General features: G+C 67.5%; 13 protein-coding genes. 6 read left to right on the forward strand and 7 right to left on the reverse strand.

Features of this window, described 5'->3' with window-relative positions:
- Positions 1-3 precede the first annotated feature (3 nt).
- The 4 genes from AC07O3_RS15515 to AC07O3_RS15530 form a co-directional block, all read right to left on the reverse strand.
- Positions 4-627: a formate dehydrogenase subunit gamma gene (locus AC07O3_RS15515; RefSeq protein ID WP_097198248.1), complete on the reverse strand. Its 624-nt coding sequence runs from the start codon at positions 625-627 to the stop codon at positions 4-6.
- Between the two features lie 10 nt (positions 628-637).
- Entirely contained in the window at positions 638-1,603 is a 966-nt protein-coding gene (fdxH, locus tag AC07O3_RS15520) for a formate dehydrogenase subunit beta (protein WP_495339745.1), read from the reverse strand.
- Positions 1,604-1,606: 3 nt separating this feature from the next.
- Entirely contained in the window at positions 1,607-4,684 is a 3,078-nt protein-coding gene (fdnG, locus tag AC07O3_RS15525; RefSeq protein WP_143696751.1) for a formate dehydrogenase-N subunit alpha, read from the reverse strand.
- A gap of 90 nt (positions 4,685-4,774) precedes the next feature.
- Entirely contained in the window at positions 4,775-5,071 is a 297-nt protein-coding gene (locus AC07O3_RS15530) for a hypothetical protein (protein WP_093178653.1), read from the reverse strand.
- Between the two features lie 200 nt (positions 5,072-5,271).
- Here AC07O3_RS15530 and AC07O3_RS15535 point away from each other — a divergent pair, with 200 nt between their 5' ends.
- Entirely contained in the window at positions 5,272-7,788 is a 2,517-nt protein-coding gene (locus tag AC07O3_RS15535) for an ABC transporter permease (RefSeq protein ID WP_495339746.1), read from the forward strand.
- 93 nt (positions 7,789-7,881) lie between these two features.
- Positions 7,882-9,555 carry an AAA family ATPase gene (locus AC07O3_RS15540; RefSeq protein WP_495339747.1) on the forward strand — a complete coding sequence of 558 codons (1,674 nt, stop codon included), beginning with the start codon at positions 7,882-7,884 and terminating at the stop codon, positions 9,553-9,555.
- On the opposite strand, the gene AC07O3_RS15545 is transcribed toward AC07O3_RS15540, so the two are convergent.
- Positions 9,556-10,482 carry a LysR family transcriptional regulator gene (locus tag AC07O3_RS15545; RefSeq protein ID WP_093057990.1) on the reverse strand — a complete coding sequence of 309 codons (927 nt, stop codon included), beginning with the start codon at positions 10,480-10,482 and terminating at the stop codon, positions 9,556-9,558. It lies immediately after the preceding gene.
- 107 nt (positions 10,483-10,589) lie between these two features.
- Here AC07O3_RS15545 and AC07O3_RS15550 point away from each other — a divergent pair, with 107 nt between their 5' ends.
- Positions 10,590-12,101: an MFS transporter gene (locus tag AC07O3_RS15550; protein WP_495339748.1), complete on the forward strand. Its 1,512-nt coding sequence runs from the start codon at positions 10,590-10,592 to the stop codon at positions 12,099-12,101.
- Positions 12,102-12,108: 7 nt separating this feature from the next.
- Here the strand turns inward: AC07O3_RS15550 and AC07O3_RS15555 are convergent, their stop codons facing one another.
- Positions 12,109-13,005, reverse strand: a complete 897-nt coding sequence (locus AC07O3_RS15555) for a LysR family transcriptional regulator (protein ID WP_495339749.1) — start codon at positions 13,003-13,005, stop codon at positions 12,109-12,111.
- A gap of 123 nt (positions 13,006-13,128) precedes the next feature.
- On the opposite strand from AC07O3_RS15555, the gene AC07O3_RS15560 reads away from it, so the two are divergent.
- The 3 genes from AC07O3_RS15560 (at position 13,129) to AC07O3_RS15570 (ending at position 15,104) form a co-directional block, all read left to right on the forward strand.
- Positions 13,129-13,872: an SDR family oxidoreductase gene (locus AC07O3_RS15560; RefSeq protein ID WP_495339750.1), complete on the forward strand. Its 744-nt coding sequence runs from the start codon at positions 13,129-13,131 to the stop codon at positions 13,870-13,872.
- A gap of 45 nt (positions 13,873-13,917) precedes the next feature.
- Entirely contained in the window at positions 13,918-14,814 is an 897-nt protein-coding gene (locus AC07O3_RS15565; protein ID WP_093057986.1) for an SDR family oxidoreductase, read from the forward strand.
- A gap of 65 nt (positions 14,815-14,879) precedes the next feature.
- A complete protein-coding gene (locus AC07O3_RS15570; RefSeq protein ID WP_007839244.1) occupies positions 14,880-15,104 on the forward strand; it encodes a SlyX family protein in 225 nt (74 codons plus the stop codon).
- 10 nt (positions 15,105-15,114) lie between these two features.
- Here AC07O3_RS15570 and trhA read toward each other — a convergent pair whose 3' ends face one another.
- Positions 15,115-15,804: a PAQR family membrane homeostasis protein TrhA gene (gene trhA / locus AC07O3_RS15575; protein ID WP_177142429.1), complete on the reverse strand. Its 690-nt coding sequence runs from the start codon at positions 15,802-15,804 to the stop codon at positions 15,115-15,117.
- Positions 15,805-15,827 lie beyond the last annotated feature (23 nt).

The following is a 15,827-nucleotide window of genomic DNA, read 5'->3' on the forward strand; positions in this document are numbered from 1 at the left end:
GTATCACTCACCTCGCGTCATTTTGCGATGCCACAGGGGATGGTTGAGCTTGGCCCAGCCTTCCGTGACCGTGCCGCGCGTCATCGCGCGCAGCGTGCCCTTGACCCAGATGGCCGCGTAGATGTGCGTGATGACCGAAATGATCAGCACCACGGCCGACACCGAATGCACTACCACCGCGATGCGCCGCAGGAGGATCGGGAAGAACCCGACGAACCACGGGCTCCAGAACATGAAGCCCGTCACCAGCAACAGCAGCAGGCTGACACCGAAGGCCCAGAACACCAGCTTCTGCCCCGCGTTGTACTTGCCCACCGGCGGCATGCTCGACTTGTCGCCCTTGAGCATCTTCGGCGCGTTGGCGATCCACTCGCGGTCGCCGCGGTCGAGGATGTTCTCGCGCCACATCGCGCCGAACAGGAACACGAAGCCCAGCACCATCAGCAGCCCCATGAACGGATGCAGGATGCGCGTCCACGGCCCGCCGCCGAACAGCGTGCTCAAAAAGAACAGGCTCGGGTGGAAGAAGGCCAGGCCCGAGAGCGCGGCCGCGAAGAACATGATCGCGACGAACCAGTGGTTCATGCGCGTGGCGTCGCGGTAGCGGCGAAGGTAATAGCGTGTCATCGCGTTCTCCTCATGCACGGGGCGCGGTGGATGGTGCGGGGGGTGACGCAGGCGGCTCTTCGATCACCACCACGTCGTCGGGCTTGCCATCGCGGTCGGCATCCGGATGCTCGTCCTTCGGCTCGATGGGGCCGGTCTTCATGTAGTGGAAGAAGCTGCCCACCACGGCGCCGATCATGGCGACCATCGCGAGCGGCTTGGCCACGCCCTTCCACAGCGACACCAGCGGGCTGATGTGCGGGTCCTTCGGCAGGTCGGCGTACAGGCCTGGCCGGTCGGCGTGCTGCAGCACGTACATCACGTGCGTGCCGCCCACGCCGGCAGGGTCGTACACGCCGGCGTTGGAAAAGCCGCGCTCCTTCAGGTCGACGATGCGCTCCGAGGCGTACTCGTGCATGTCTTCCTTGGTGCCGAAATGCAGCGCGCCCGTGGGGCAGGCCTTGACGCAGGCCGGCTCCAGGCCCACGCCCACGCGATCTGAGCACAGCGAGCACTTGTAGGCCTTGTTGTCGGCCTTGCTGATGCGCGGCACGTCGAAGGGGCAGCCGGTCACGCAGTTGCCGCAGCCCACGCAGTGCTCGCTGATGAAGTCGACGATGCCGTTGCTGTACTTGACGATGGCACCCGGCGCCGGACACGACTTCAGGCAGCCCGGGTCGTCGCAGTGCATGCAGCCGTCCTTGCGGATCAGCCATTCGAGCTTGCCGGCCTCGGGTTCGACTTCGGAGAACTTCATCACCGTCCATGAGGAAGGCGTGAGATCGACCGGGTTGTCGTAGGTGCCGTGCATGGTGCCCACGTCGTCGCGCAGGTCGTTCCACTGCATGCATGCGACCTGGCAGGCCTTGCAGCCGATGCAGGTCGACACGTCGATCAGCTTGGCCACCTGCTGCACCTGCGGGCGGTTGCGGATGTCGGGCGACGGCGTGGTCGTGGCCGATCGGGCAGCGATGTCCAGGGTTTGAAGGGAAGACATCGCTCAGGCCTTTTCGATGTTCACGGTGAACGACTTGTACTCGGGCGTCTGTGTGTTCGCGTCGCCCACGAAAGGCGTGAGCGTGTTCACCAGATACCCCGGCTTGGCCACGCCGACGAAGCCCCAGTGGTTCGGCAGCCCCACCGTGTGAACGGTACGGCCATCGACCTGCAGCCCGACGATGCGCTTGGTGACCAGCGCCACGGCCTTGATGAAGCCGCGCTTGCTCGACACCTTCACCATGTCGCCATTGGCGATGCCTTTGTCCTTGGCAAGCTCCTCGCCAATCTCGACGAACTGCTGCGGCTGGATGATGGCCGAGGTGCGCACGTTCTTGGTCCAGTAGTGAAAGTGCTCGGTGAGCCGGTAGCTGGTCGCCACGTACGGGAAGTCCTTCGGCACGCCGAGACGCTCGAGGTCGCCCTTGAAGATGCGTGCCGCGGGGTTGGCGCGCGCCTTCTCGTTGTTCGGGTGCATCAGGTTGTTGACCAGCGGCGACTCGAAGGGCTCGTAGTGCTCGGGCAGCGGTCCTTCGGCCATGCCCGTCGGCGCGAAGAGCCGGGCCACGCCCTCGGCTGTCATGATGAACGGGCGCACCGCGTCGGCTTCCGTCGGGTTCGCATCGGGCCGGATGTCGGGAACGTCGGCGCCGGTCCACTGCTTGCCGTTCCACGCGATGAGGCCGCGCTTGGCGATCCACGGCTTTCCGGTGGCCGGATCGGTCGAGGCTCCGTTGTACAGAATGCGCCGGTTCGCGGGCCAGGCCCACGCCCAGTTCTGCACCATGCCGATGCCGTACGGGTCGGCGTTGTCGCGCCGTGCCATCTGGTTGCCGGCCTGTGTCCATGCGCCGCTGTAGATCCAGCAGCCGCTGGCGGTGCTGCCGTCGTCGCGCAGCAGGCCGAAGCCCGAGAGCTGCTCGCCGGCTTTGACCGTTGGCGGCTTGGTCGGGTCCTTCGGGTCGAGCAGGTCGGTCAGCGCGCGGCCGTTGTATTCCATCGCCAGTTCCTGTGCGGAAGGCGAGTGCGGAATCTTGTAGGGCCAGGTGAGGTTGACGATCGGGTCGGGATACGCACCGCCGTCCTTCGCGTAGGCCGTGCGAATGCGGTTGAAGATGCCCGCGATGATCTCGATATCGCCCCTGGCCTCGCCCGGCGGCTCCGCGCCCTTCCAGTGCCACTGCAGCCAGCGGCTGGAGTTGGTGAGCGAGCCGTCTTCCTCCGCGAAGCAGGTCGATGGCAGGCGGAACACCGTGGTCTGGATGTCGGTGGTCTTGACGTCGTTGAACTCGCCGAAGTTGCGCCAGAACTCGCTGGTCTCGGTCATCAGCGGATCGATGGTGACGAGGAACTTGAGCTTGGACAGCCCATCGACGATCTTCTTCTTGTCCGGGAACGAGCCCACCGGGTTGAAGCCCTGGCAGATGTAGCCGTTGAGCTTGCCCTGGTTCATGAGCTCGAAGGCCTGCAGGATGTCGTAGAGCTTGTCGATCTTCGGCAGGTAGTGGAAGGCCCACTCGTTCTCCGCCGTGGCCGCGTTGCCCCACCACGCCTTCTGCATGCTGACGAAGAACTTCGGGTAGTTCTGCCAGTAGCTCATCTGGTTGGGACGCAGCGGCTTCAGCGCGCGGGTCTTGTAGTAGACGTCCAGCGTCTGCTCGCTGTCACGCGCCAGCGACATGTAGCCGGGCAGGGAGTTCGACAGCAGCCCCAGGTCGGTCAGGCCCTGGATGTTGCTGTGGCCGCGCAGCGCGTTCATGCCGCCGCCGGGCACGCCGATGTTGCCCAGCAGCAGCTGCACGATGGCGCCGGTGCGGATCATCTGCGAGCCCTGGCTGTGCTGCGTCCAGCCCAGTGCGTACATGATGGTCATGGTGCGCGTGGACGTGCTGGTGCTCGCGATGTACTCGCACACCTTCAGGAACTTGTCCTGCGGCGTGCCGGTGATGCGGCTCACCAGCTCGGGCGTGTAGCGCGAGTAGTGCCGCTTCATCACCTGCAGCACGCACTGCGGGTCCTGCATGGTCATGTCGACCTTGGCCATGCCCTGCTCGTCGAGCGCGTAGCCCCACGACTTGGGGTCGTAGTTGCGCTTCTCGGCGTTGTAGCCGCTGAACAGGCCGTCCTCGAACTTGTAGTCAGGCCCGACGATGAACGGCGCGTTGGTGTAGTTGCGCACGTACTCCGTCTGGATCTTGTCGTTGCCCAGCAGGTAGTTGATGACCCCTGCGAGGAACGCGATGTCCGAGCCCGCGCGTATCGGGGCGTAGTAGTCGGCCATGGCGGCCGAGCGCGTGAAGCGCGGGTCGACCACGACAAGGCGCGCTTTGTTCTGCTTCTTGGCCTCGATGACCCACTTGAAGCCGCACGGATGCGCCTCCGCGGCATTGCCGCCCATGATCAGCACGACATCCGCGTTCTGGATGTCCTGCCAATGGTTGGTCATCGCGCCTCGTCCGAACGTCGGGGCCAGACTGGCCACCGTAGGTCCGTGTCAAACGCGTGCCTGGTTGTCGAACACCAGCATTCCGGTCGAGCGGAATGCCTTGTGCGTGATGTAGCCCGTTTCGTTGGACGAGGCCGAGGCGCAGAGCATGCCGCTGCTGGTCCAGCGGTTCACGGTCTTGCCCTCGGCGTTGGTGGTCTGGAAGTTGGCGTCGCGGTCGGCCTTGAGCAGCTTGGCGATGCGGTCGAGCGCCTCGTTCCAGCCGATGCGCTTCCATTCGGTGCTGCCGGCCTCGCGCACCTCGGGGTACTTCAGGCGGTTGGGGCTGTGCACGAAGTCGAGCAGGCCCGCGCCCTTGGGGCACAGCGTGCCGCGGTTCACGGGGTGGTCGGCATCGCCCTCTATATGGAGGATGTCGGACACCACGTTCTTCGCCTTGTCGCCAAGGCTGTACATGATGAGCCCGCAGCCCACCGAGCAGTACGGGCAGGTGTTGCGGGTCTCGGTGGTGCGCGCGAGCTTGAAGTTGCGGGCCTCGGCCAGCGCGGCGGTCGGCGAGAAGCCGAGCGCCACGATGCTGGAGCCGACCAGCCCCGCACTGCTGACGCGGAAGAATTGCCGGCGGTTCATGTCCATGACGTGACCTCCTGCAGCGGTGAAGTGGGGTGTTTCATCGTGATCTTCTTTTTGCCGGGAAACTTGATTGAATGAATCAGTCGGGCCGCGCTACTTGGGCGCCGCAGTGCCGTCGCCACCGCTCGGCGCGGGCGCCGCGCCGCCGGAAGAGCCGCCACCGCCCGGGCCGCTCATGCCGCCGATGGCTGTGCCGCCTTCGGACGGGCCTTTGTGGGAAGCGGAGGATTCGACCTTGTCGCCGGACTCGGCGGGCTTGATGCCCGTCGGGCTCGCGCCGGTGGTGCCGCCTTCGGCCTTCGGCGTGGGGACCTTGGGATCGCAGGCACTCGCCAGCATGCCTGCGACAAGGCACAGGCCGACGATCTGCAAACGCTGACATCGGGGCATCGACACTCCTTGGGAAGGACGGGTCTGACAACGGGCTGTTTTTATGGCCTCGTTTTTCGCTTGCCGGGAGTGCCCGGTTTGCGACAAACGGGATACGTTTGTCGCATCATGCGACAGCATCCTGTCGGGATCAAGGGCCGAAAGGGCGCAATAACCCTTGAATCCAGCCGTGCCCCTGACCGTCGGCTATCGTTCGCGCCATGAATGCCTCCCTCCGCCTGGGTTGGCGCACGCTCTGGCGCGACCTGCGCGCCGGCGAACTGCGCCTGTTGATCGTTGCCGTGGTGCTGGCCGTGGCCGCGCTCACGGCTGTCGGTTTCTTCGCCGACCGCCTGCAGGGCGGGCTCAAGCGCGACGCGCGCCAGCTGCTGGGCGGCGACGCAGTGATCGTCAGCGACAACCCGACGCCCGAGGCCTTCGTGGCGCAGGCGAAATCGCTGGGCCTGGAAGGCAGCGGCACCTACGGCTTTCCGACCATGGCGCGGGCCGGGGACGCGCAGGGCGGCGCCAGCAAGCTGGTGGCGCTGAAGGCCGTGGCCGCTGGTTACCCACTGCGTGGCAACCTGCAGACCTCCACCACCGTCGACGGGCCGGGCGCCATCACGCGCGACATCCCGCCGCCGGGCGAGGTGTGGGTCGATGCCTCGCTGCTCGACTCGCTCGCGCTCAAGGTCGGCGACACGATGCTGCTGGGCGACACCGGCCTGCGCGTCGGCCGCGTCATCACGCTGGAGCCCGACCGTGGCGCCGGCTTCATGAGCTTCTCTCCGCGCGTGATGCTCAACCAGGCCGACGTGCCGCGCACCGGGCTCGTGCAGCCCGCCAGCCGCGTCGGCTATCGCTACGCGGTGGCGGGCGGCGACGCGGCGGTGAAACGCTTCAGTGACTGGGCCGACGCCACCATCAAGAAGGGCGAGCTGCGCGGCGTGCGGCTCGATTCCTTCGAGGGCGGCCGCCCCGAGATGCGCCAGACGCTGGACCGCGCCGAGAAATTCCTGAGCCTGGTCGCGCTGCTCGCGGCGCTGCTGTCGGCCGTGGCGGTGGCGCTGGCCGCGCGCGGCTTCGCGGCCAGCCACCTCGACGACTGCGCGATGCTGCGGGTGCTGGGCCAGAGCCAGCGCACCATCGCCGTGGCCTATTCCTTCGAGTTCGCTGTGATCGGCATCGTGGCCAGCGGGCTGGGCGTGGCGATCGGCTTCGCGGTGCATTACGTGTTCGTGCTGCTGCTGGCGGGGCTGGTCGAAACCGCGCTGCCCGCGGCTACCTTGTGGCCCGTCGCCTTCGGGCTCGGCATGGGGCTCACGCTGCTGTTCGCCTTCGGCCTGCCGCCTGTGCTGCAACTGGCCCGAGTGCCGCCACTGCGCGTGATCCGGCGCGACGTGGGCGGGCTCAAGCCGGCATCGCTCGCGGTGCTGGGCGTTGGCGTGGCGGGCTTCGCGGCGCTGCTGATGGCGGCCAGCAGCGACATCAAGCTGGGGCTGATCGCGGTCGGCGGCTTCGCGGGTGCGGTGGCGGTGTTCGCGCTGCTGAGCTGGCTGGCGGTGAAGGTGCTGCGACGCAGCGTCAACGAAACGACGGCGCCGCGCTGGCTGGTGCTGGCCACGCGGCAGATTTCGGCGCGGCCGGCGTACGCGGTGGTGCAGGTCAGTGCGCTGTCGGTCGGCCTGCTGGCGCTGGTGCTGCTGGTGCTGCTGCGCACCGATCTCGTCGCGAGCTGGCGCCAGGCCACGCCGCCCGATGCGCCGAACCGCTTCGTCATCAACGTCATGCCCGACCAGAGCGACGCCTTCCAGAAGTCGCTGCGCGACGCGGGCGTGGGCAAGTTCGACTGGTACCCGATGATCCGCGGCCGGCTGATTGCCATCAACGACAAGCCCGTGACGCCCGACGACTACGCCGAAGACCGCGCCAAGCGCCTGGTGGACCGCGAGTTCAACCTGAGCAACAGCGTGAATGCGCCCGCGCACAACACCATCACCTTGGGCAAGTGGACGCCCGATGCGACGGGCGAAGTGAGCGTGGAAGAGGGCTTGGCCGAGACGCTGGGCCTCAAGCTCGGCGACATGCTGCGCTTCGACATCGGCGGCATGCAGAACGAGGCTCGCATCACCTCGCTGCGCAAGGTCGACTGGGGCTCGATGCACGCCAATTTCTTCGTGATGTACACGGTGGCCTCGCTGGCCGACGTGCCTACCACCTACATGGGCGCCTTCCGCGCGCCCGAGACCCGGGGCTTCGACAACGCACTGGTGCGCAGCTACCCGAACGTGACCAACGTCGACATGAGCGCCACCATCAACCAGGTGCAGCGCGTGCTCGACCAGGTGATCCGCGCGGTCGAGTTCCTGTTCGGCTTCACGCTCGCGGCCGGGCTGGTGGTGCTGTTCGCGGCGGTGACGGCCACGCGCGAGGAGCGGGCGCGCGAATTCGCGGTGATGCGCGCGGTGGGCGCGCGCGCCAGCCTGCTGCGGCAGGTGCAGCGCGCCGAGCTCGTGGGCGTCGGGCTGCTTGCGGGCTTTCTCGCGAGCATCGTGGCTTCGGTGATCGGCTGGGCCCTGGCGCGCTTTGTGTTCGAGTTCACCTGGACTGCTTCGCCGATCGTGCCGGTGGCGGGCGCACTGGCCGGCGCGGTGCTGGCGCTGGGTGCGGGATGGTGGGGCCTGCGCGACGTGCTGCGCCGCCCGGTGGTCGACACGTTGCGACGCGCTGCCGAGTAGCCATCTTTTTCTTCGGGGTCGAGCCGAACGGGGTCGTGGAATGCAATACATTCCCCGACCCCGTATTCAATTCACTCGGAAGAATCTTTCTACATGCGCTTGGCGTCATTCCAGATCACCAACTTTCGCTCGATCAACGACAGCGGCCTCATCGACTCCACACAGATCACGGCGATCCTCGGTCGAAATGACAGCGGCAAATCGAACCTGCTGCGCGCACTCCACAGCCTGAACCCCGCAGAGGGCCTGGCCGAACTCAGCCCCATCAAGGACTTTCCCCGCCACCGGCGCCTGGAAGAGTGCACCGGTGACACCCCCGTCGTCTTCACACGCTGGAGCCTGGACGAGAGCGAGCAGGCAGAGCTGGCCGCGATCCTGCCGCGCGCGGCAGGCGTGCGCCACGTTACCGCGGCCCGCGGCTATGGCACGGCGCGCCAGGCCGGGCTCGAAGGGCTCACGGCGCTGTCGCTCGACGTGAGCGACATCAAGGGCAAGGTCCGCAAGATCGTGCCGGCCGTGAAGGCCGCCGCCGAAAAGGTAGCCGAGGAAGCGAAGGCCACGCTCGAGCAGGAGGCCGACACCTTCGACGCCGCGATGATCATGAGCCCCGACTACATCAAGTGGTCGGCCGGCGCGGTCAAGGCGGCGCAGGCCCTGCGCAAGGCGCTGGCCGTGGCGGGCGCCGAACTCAGCGACAAGCAGGAGCAGATGCTGGCCGAGCTGGAAGACATGGCCCTGTCCATCTCCAACGACACGCCCGCGCTCGCCCGCGCGCAGGCCTGGGTGATCGGGAAGCTGCCGCGCTTCGTCTATGTCGACGAATACCCGGCACTGCCCGGCCGCCAGAACATTGCCGAGTACCTGGGGCGTCAGGGCTGGGGCCAGCTCACACCCGAGCAGCAGAGCTTCGGCAAGCTGTGCAAGGTCGCGGGGCTCGATCCGCAGCAGCTGCAAAACCTGCTCGAAAAGAACGACCAGGCCACGCGCAACCAGCTCGTCAACCGTGCCGGCTCGGTGGTGACGGCAGAGATCCGCCGCCTCTGGAAAGATCGTCCGCTGAAAGTGCGCTTCAACCTCGATGGCCAGTACCTCGACACGCTGGTGTCCGACCCTAACGGCACCTACGAGGTCGAAGTGAACCTCGACGAGCGCAGCCGCGGCTTCCAGTGGTTCTTCTCGTTCTACATCGCGTTCTTCGCAGACACGAAGGGTGGGCGCGCGGAAGACGCGGTGCTGCTGCTGGACGAACCCGGCCTGCACCTGCATCCGCACTCGCAGGCCGACCTGCTGGCTCACTTCGAGAAAGACTTCGGCAACCAGATCATCTACACCACGCACTCGCCGTTCATGGTGCCTGCGCATCGGCTCGACTCGGTGCGCACGGCCAGCCTCGGCGAGACCAGCGGCACCACTGTGAGCAATGCCGCGGAGGGCGACGAGCGCACGCTGTTCCCGCTGAAGGCTGCACTGGCACTGAGCCGGCTTGGGAGCGAGCCGGTGGCTGTGAAGGCGGAGCCGACGAAGCCGGCGGCTGCAAAAACGGTGACTGCAGAGGGCGTGAAGCCTGTCAGGGCGGCCAAGCCCGCGGAGGTGATGCCTGCCGCCGTGGCCGCGCCTGCCGAAGTGGCGCCCGTTGCCGCAGTCGTTGAGCCTGTCGCCGAACCGGTCGTCGCGCCGGTCGCGGTGCCACCCATCAACGTGGCTGCGACTCCTGTGCCGATGGCTGCGCCTGCCGAGGCGGTCGCCGAGCAGGTGGAACCGGGCTGATCATCCGCGCGTGGCCTGCCTCGTGACCGGGGTGGGCGGGACTTCGTCGCCCTCCTTGAACATCCGCTCCCCCGCAAAGTCCACAAACGCCCGCACCTTCGGCGACAACTGCCGGCTCGACGGCCACAGCGCCGAGAACTGCCCCTGCCGCACGAGGTGCGTGGCCAGCACGCGCTGAAGCTCGCCTCGGTACAGCGAATCGCGCGCCAGGAAGTCAGGCATGTAGGCCACGCCGAGTCCGGCCACGGCCGCGCCCAGCATGGCTTCCATGTTGTTGCACAGCAGGCCGGGCGGCAGTTGCGCGGGCAGCCCGGGCAGGTCCCATTCCTCGACCTTGCCGCCGGTCACGAACTTGTAGCGCAGGCAGGCGTGCTGTATCAGGTCGGCCGGCACCTGCGGCACGCCGTGGCGTTCGAGATAAGCCGGTGACGCCACCAGCACGAACTGGAACGGGCCGAGCCGCCGCGCCACCAGTTGCGAATCGACCAGGTCGCCGCTGCGGATCGCCACGTCGACGCCCTCGGCGATCACGTCGACCAGCCGGTCGTTGAAGTCGAGGTCGAGCTCGATCTCGGGGTAGCGCGCCTTGAAGTCCGGCAGGATCGGCAGCAGGAAGCGGTAGCCGATGGTCGGCAGGCTCACGCGCAGCCGGCCGCGCGGGGCGGCGACGGCGTCTTGCATCATGGCGCGCGCATCGTCCAGCTCGTCGAGGATGCGGCGGCAGCGTTCGTGGAAGAGCGCGCCTTCCTGCGTCAGCCGCGTGTGGCGCGTGGTGCGGTTGAAAAGGCGCACGCCGAGCTGCTGCTCGAGCCGTGCGACGTTCTTGCCCACCGCCGAAGCCGAGATGCCCAGCTGCCGGCCGGCCTTGGCAAAGCTCAGCTGGTCGGCCGCACGCACGAAGGATTCGAGTCCGCTGAAGCTGTCCATGGATTAGCAACCCTGGGTTGGGAGTGTGAGGATCAATAGCGCCATTTTCATTCCATTGATTCCTTTCTATCTTCTGTGGCTTCCTTTCTCCTGCGTGAAAGCCTTCGATGTCCACGTCTTCTCCCAACAAGAACTGGCTGCTGGCCGCCGTCTGCCTGGCAGCGCTGGGCATGCCGCTGAGCTTCACCGGCCCGGCGGTGGTGCTGCCCGCGATCCGCGATGCGCTGGGCGGCAGCCCGGTGCAGCTCAACTGGGTGACCAACGCCTTCATGCTGAGCTTCGGCGCCACGCTGATGGCGGCCGGGGCGCTGGCCGATGCCTATGGGCGCAAGCGCGTGTTCCTGCTGGGGCTCGCGGTGGTGGCGCTGAGCAGCTCGCTGCTGACGCTGGCCCCCGGCATCGTCGCCTTCGATCTGGCGCGGGCCCTGCAGGGGCTGGGCTCGGCCGCGGCCTTTGCGGCGGGCACGGCCGCGCTGGCGCAGGTGTTCGACGGCGCGGCGCGCACGCGGGCCTTCAGCCTGATCGGCACTTCGTTCGGCGTGGGGCTGTCGTGCGGCTCCATCCTCTCGGGCTGGCTTGCCGAGAGCTTCGGCTGGCAGGCGGTGATGCTGAGCCCCGGCGCGGTCAGCCTCGTGGCGCTGTGCATCGCCGCGCCGAGCATGCGCGAGTCGCGTAATCCTGATGCCATGGGGCTCGACATGCCGGGCACGGCGACTTTCACCGCCGCGCTGAGCCTGCTGACGCTCGGCGTACTGCAGGCGCCCGACAGCGGCTGGGGCAGCCCGTGGGTGCTTTGCGCGCTGGCGGGCGCGGCGCTGATGGGCACGGCTTTCATCGCCATCGAGCGGCGCGTGGCGCATCCCATGCTCGATCTGTCGCTGTTCCGTTTTCCGCGCTTCGTGGGCGTGCAACTGCTGGCTGCCGCGCCGGCCTATGGCTTCGTCGTACTGCTGGTGCTGCTGCCGATCCGCTTCATCGGGCTCGAAGGGCGCAGCGCGATCGAGGCGGGGACTTTCATGTTCGCGCTCTCGGGGCCGATCCTCGTCGTGCCGACGCTGGCGGCATCGCTCGCGCACCGGTTCTCGGCGGGCGTGATTTCGGCCGTGGGGCTGCTGGTGTGCGCGGCGGGGCTGTTCTGGCTCAGTCGTTGCGCGCCGGGCACGCCGCTGCACGACATCGTGTGGCCGCTGTTGTTGATCGGCGCCGGCATCGGCCTGCCCTGGGGCCTGATGGACGGGTTGGCCGTGAGTGTGGTGCCGCGCGAGCGGGCGGGCATGGCATCGGGCATCTTTAACACCGTGCGGGTGGCGGGGGAGGGGATTGCGCTGGCGCTGGTGGGGGCCGGACTGACGGCACTTGTGACGGCGCAACTGGGGCATGCCGCCGCCGCATCGCAGGCGGCGCAGCGCGTCACGACCGGGGACTTGTCCCAGGCGCTGGCCCTGCTGCCCGGCATGGACCGCGCGGCGCTGCTGCATGCCTACGGTGCCGCATTCGGCACGCTGCTGTGCGTGCTGGCAGGCGTGACGGTGGTGACGGCGCTGGTGGTGTTTGCGTTCCTGCGTGGCGAGACTCACGCTGAGGCTGGTGCCGTGGCGCTGGAGTCGACGGCCTGTTGAGACCTGCTCAGGTTTGCGCTGCCGCTTCGAAGATGTCGCGCAGCCACTGCGTGAACACTCGCACCCGCGACGACAGCTGCCGGTTCTGCGCATAGAGCACCGAAACCGGCATCGGCGGTGGCGCGAAGCCGGGCAGCAGCACCTTCAGTCGCCCGTCTGCAAGTTCGCTGGCCACGCGATAGCGCGGCACCTGCACCAGTCCCAGGCCCGCGACGGCCGAGCCGGTGTACAGGTCGGCGCCCGTCACCGAGACGATGCCGCCGAGCTGCACGGTCGTCACCTGGCCGTCGACCGTGAATTCGAGCGGCACCGCCTTGCCCGTGGCGCTGGAGATGTAGTGGATGGCGCGGTGCACCGACAGCGCTTCCACGCTCTCGGGCTCGCCGCGCTGCGCCAGGTAGGCCGGGCTCGCGACCGTGACCTGCGGCAGCAGCGCCACGCGCCGCCCGACCATCGATGAATCTTGCAGCGTGCCCGCGCGCAGGACGCAGTCGACGCCTTCGCGTACCAGGTCGACCAGCCGGTCGTCCTCGCCGATGTGCAGTTCCAGGTCGGGATATCGCGCCAGGAACGCCGGCAGCGCGGGCACCACGAAATGCCGCGCCAGCGTGCCCTGCAGGTTCACGCGCAGCAGCCCCTTGGGCGCCTCGTCGCGGAACAGGCCTTCGGCCTCTTCGACGTCGGCCAGCAGCCGAACGCAGCGGCGGTAGTAGGCCTCGCCGTCCTGCGTGAGGCGCACGGTGCGGGTGGTGCGCTCCAGCAGCCGGGTGCCCAGGCGCTGCTCCACGCGCTTGATGAGGTTGGTGACGGTGGCGCGCGGAATCTGCAGGTCTTCGGACGCCTGCGTGAAGCTCTGGCGCTCGGCGATGCGCACGAAGGCCAGCATTTCCTGGAAGCGGTCCATGGCCGGGCTCCGAATCTATTGTTGAAGTAAATGGAATGGTAATGGCGATTCAAGGCTGATTATCTTTGGATGGGAACGATCGATCATTCGTCTCACCAACCAACCACTGCAAAGGAAACAGCCATGAACAAGCCCTCCAACTCCAAAGTCGCCCTCGTCACCGGCGCATCGCGCGGCATCGGCGCCGCCATTGCGCGGCGGCTCGCCAAGGACGGCTTCGCGGTCGCCGTCAACTACGCGTCGAGTCCGGCGCAGGCCGACGCCCTCGTCGCCGAACTGCAGGCCGCTGGCGGCAAGGCCTTCGCGGTCAAGGCCGACGTGGCCAGCGCCGGCGAAGTGCGCGCCATGTTCGACGCAGTCGAGGCGCAGCTCGGCAAGGTCGACGTGCTGGTCAACAACGCCGGCGTGCTCAAGACCGTGCCGCTGGCCGAGCACACGGACGCGCTCTACGACCAGACCTTCGACATCAACGTGCGCGGTACCTTCAACACGCTGCGCGAAGCTGCCACGCGCCTCAACGAGGGCGGGCGCGTCGTCAACTTCTCGAGCACCACGCTCGCGCTGAACATGCCCGGCTATGCGATCTACAACGCCACCAAGGCGGCGGTCGAGGCCTTCACGCACGTCTTCGCCAAGGAGCTGCGCGGCCGAAACATCACGGTGAACGCCGTGGCGCCGGGCCCGATCGCCACCTCGCTGTTCCTCGACGGCAAGACCGAAGAACAGATCCAGACCTTCGCGAAGATGCCGCCGCTGCAGCGCCTCGGCCAGCCCGAGGACATCGCTTCGGTGGTGGCCTTCCTCGCCGGCCCGGACGCGGGCTGGGTCAACGGGCAGGTCCTGCGCGCCAACGGCGGCGTGGCCTGAGCCATTCGCTTTCTCGGATCAACCCAACCCATACGGAGAAACCTCATGCAAAAGCAGATCATCCTGGTCACCGGTGCTGGCACCGGCATTGGCAAGCTCAGCGCGCAATCGCTGGCCGAAGCCGGCCACGTCGTCTACGCGTCGATGCGCGACATCGCGGGCCGCAATGCCGGCCGCGCCGCCGAACTGCGCTCGCTCGCTGCGGCGAAGAACATTCAGCTCCACCCACTCGAACTCGACGTGCTCTCGCAGGACTCGGCCGATGCCGCCGCCGCGACCATCGTGCGCGAGCAGGGCCACCTCGACGTGGTGATGCAGAACGCCGGCCACCTCGTGGTCGGTCCGACCGAGGCCTTCACGCCCGAGGAGATCGTGAAGGTGTTCGACACCAACGTGCTCGGCGCGCAGCGCGTGAACCGCGCGGTGCTGCCGTACCTGCGCAGGCAGGAGTCGGGGCTGATGCTGTGGATCAGCAGCACCACCACCAAGGGCGGCTTTCCGCCGTTCATGGGCCCTTATGGCGCGGCCAAGGCGGCGATGGATTCGCTGGCGGTCACGCTGGCCTACGAGATCGCTCGCTTCGGCATCGAGACTTCCATCGTCGTGCCGGGCGCCTTCACCAGGGGCACCGACCATTTCCCGAGCGCGGGCAAGCCGGCCGATGCCGCGACCGCCGCCGCCTACAGCCGCTACGACGGCGTGATGGACCAGATCGGCGAACGCCTCTCGGCGCTGACGCCCGACAACGCCGACCCGCAGGCCGTGGCCGACGAGATCGTGCGCATCGTGGGCCTGCCCGCCGGCACACGGCCGATGCGCTCGCTGATCGACTTCGTGGGCGACGGTGCGACGGAGGTGTTCGAGGTGTCGGAGCGTGTGCGCATCGAGTTCGCGAAGCGCATCGGCATGGGCGATCTGCTCGAAGCGAAGGTACGGCGCTAAGAGGCCAGGAGGAGGCTAAGGGAAGCGTCATAAAAGGTGGGTCGGTCTTCCTGTCCAATAGCGGCATGGAAAACCCACCCCACGACCTCGCGGAACGCGTGACCGAGCTCGAGATCAAGTCGAGCTACGCCGAAGACCTGCTCGACCAGCTGAACATGACGATCTACCGCCAGCAGCAGCAGATCGACCGGCTGATCCTGCAGGTGACGCAACTCAAGGAGCAGGCGCAAAGCGCGGGTCAGGACGGCGCTGCGCGCAACCCGCGCGACGAGCTACCGCCGCATTACTGAGTCAGGAAGATCAGCCGTGCGAGTGCCAGAGCACGGCGAAGAAATGGCAGGTGCTGCCCGCCAGCACGAACAGGTGCCACACCGAATGCGCGAAGCGCACCTTGTTGTCGAACAGGAACACCACGGCGCCCGCCGTATAGAAGAGCCCACCGGCCACGAGCCAACCCAGCCCTGCCGGTGACATGCGCTCGTACAGCGGTACCGCAGCCATCAGCGCCATCCACCCCATCGCCACATAGAGCCCGGTCGACCACAGCGGATGCTGCAGCCGGTTGAACAGCTTGGCGCTCACGCCCAGCACGGCCGCCGCGCAGATGGCGCCGAACAGTGTCCACCCCAGCGGCCCGCGCAGCACGCCGAAGAGAAAGGGCATGTAGCTGCCCGCGATGAAAAGGTAGATGGCCGCGTGGTCCAGCCGGTTGAACCAGGCCTTGGCCCGGCCCATGGGCAGTGCGTGGTACAGCGTGGAGATCAGGTACAGCACGATGGCCGTGCCCGCGAAAAGACAGGCGCCGACCACGCCCGCGGCCTGCCCCTTCTGCACCGCGTTGTAGACCAGGATGGGGAGCGCGGCGATGGCCAGCGCCAGGCCCAGGCCGTGGCTCAGGGCATTGAAGAGTTCTTCCATCGCCGTCTGGTCGCGGGCTGCCAGCACGGAGGTGCGCTGCGAGGGTTGCGTCTGGGAGGGAGCTGTCGTCATCGGAACCTCATGCAGATGGAGGG

This window comes from Variovorax sp. GW821-FHT09D05 (genome assembly GCF_059416325.1).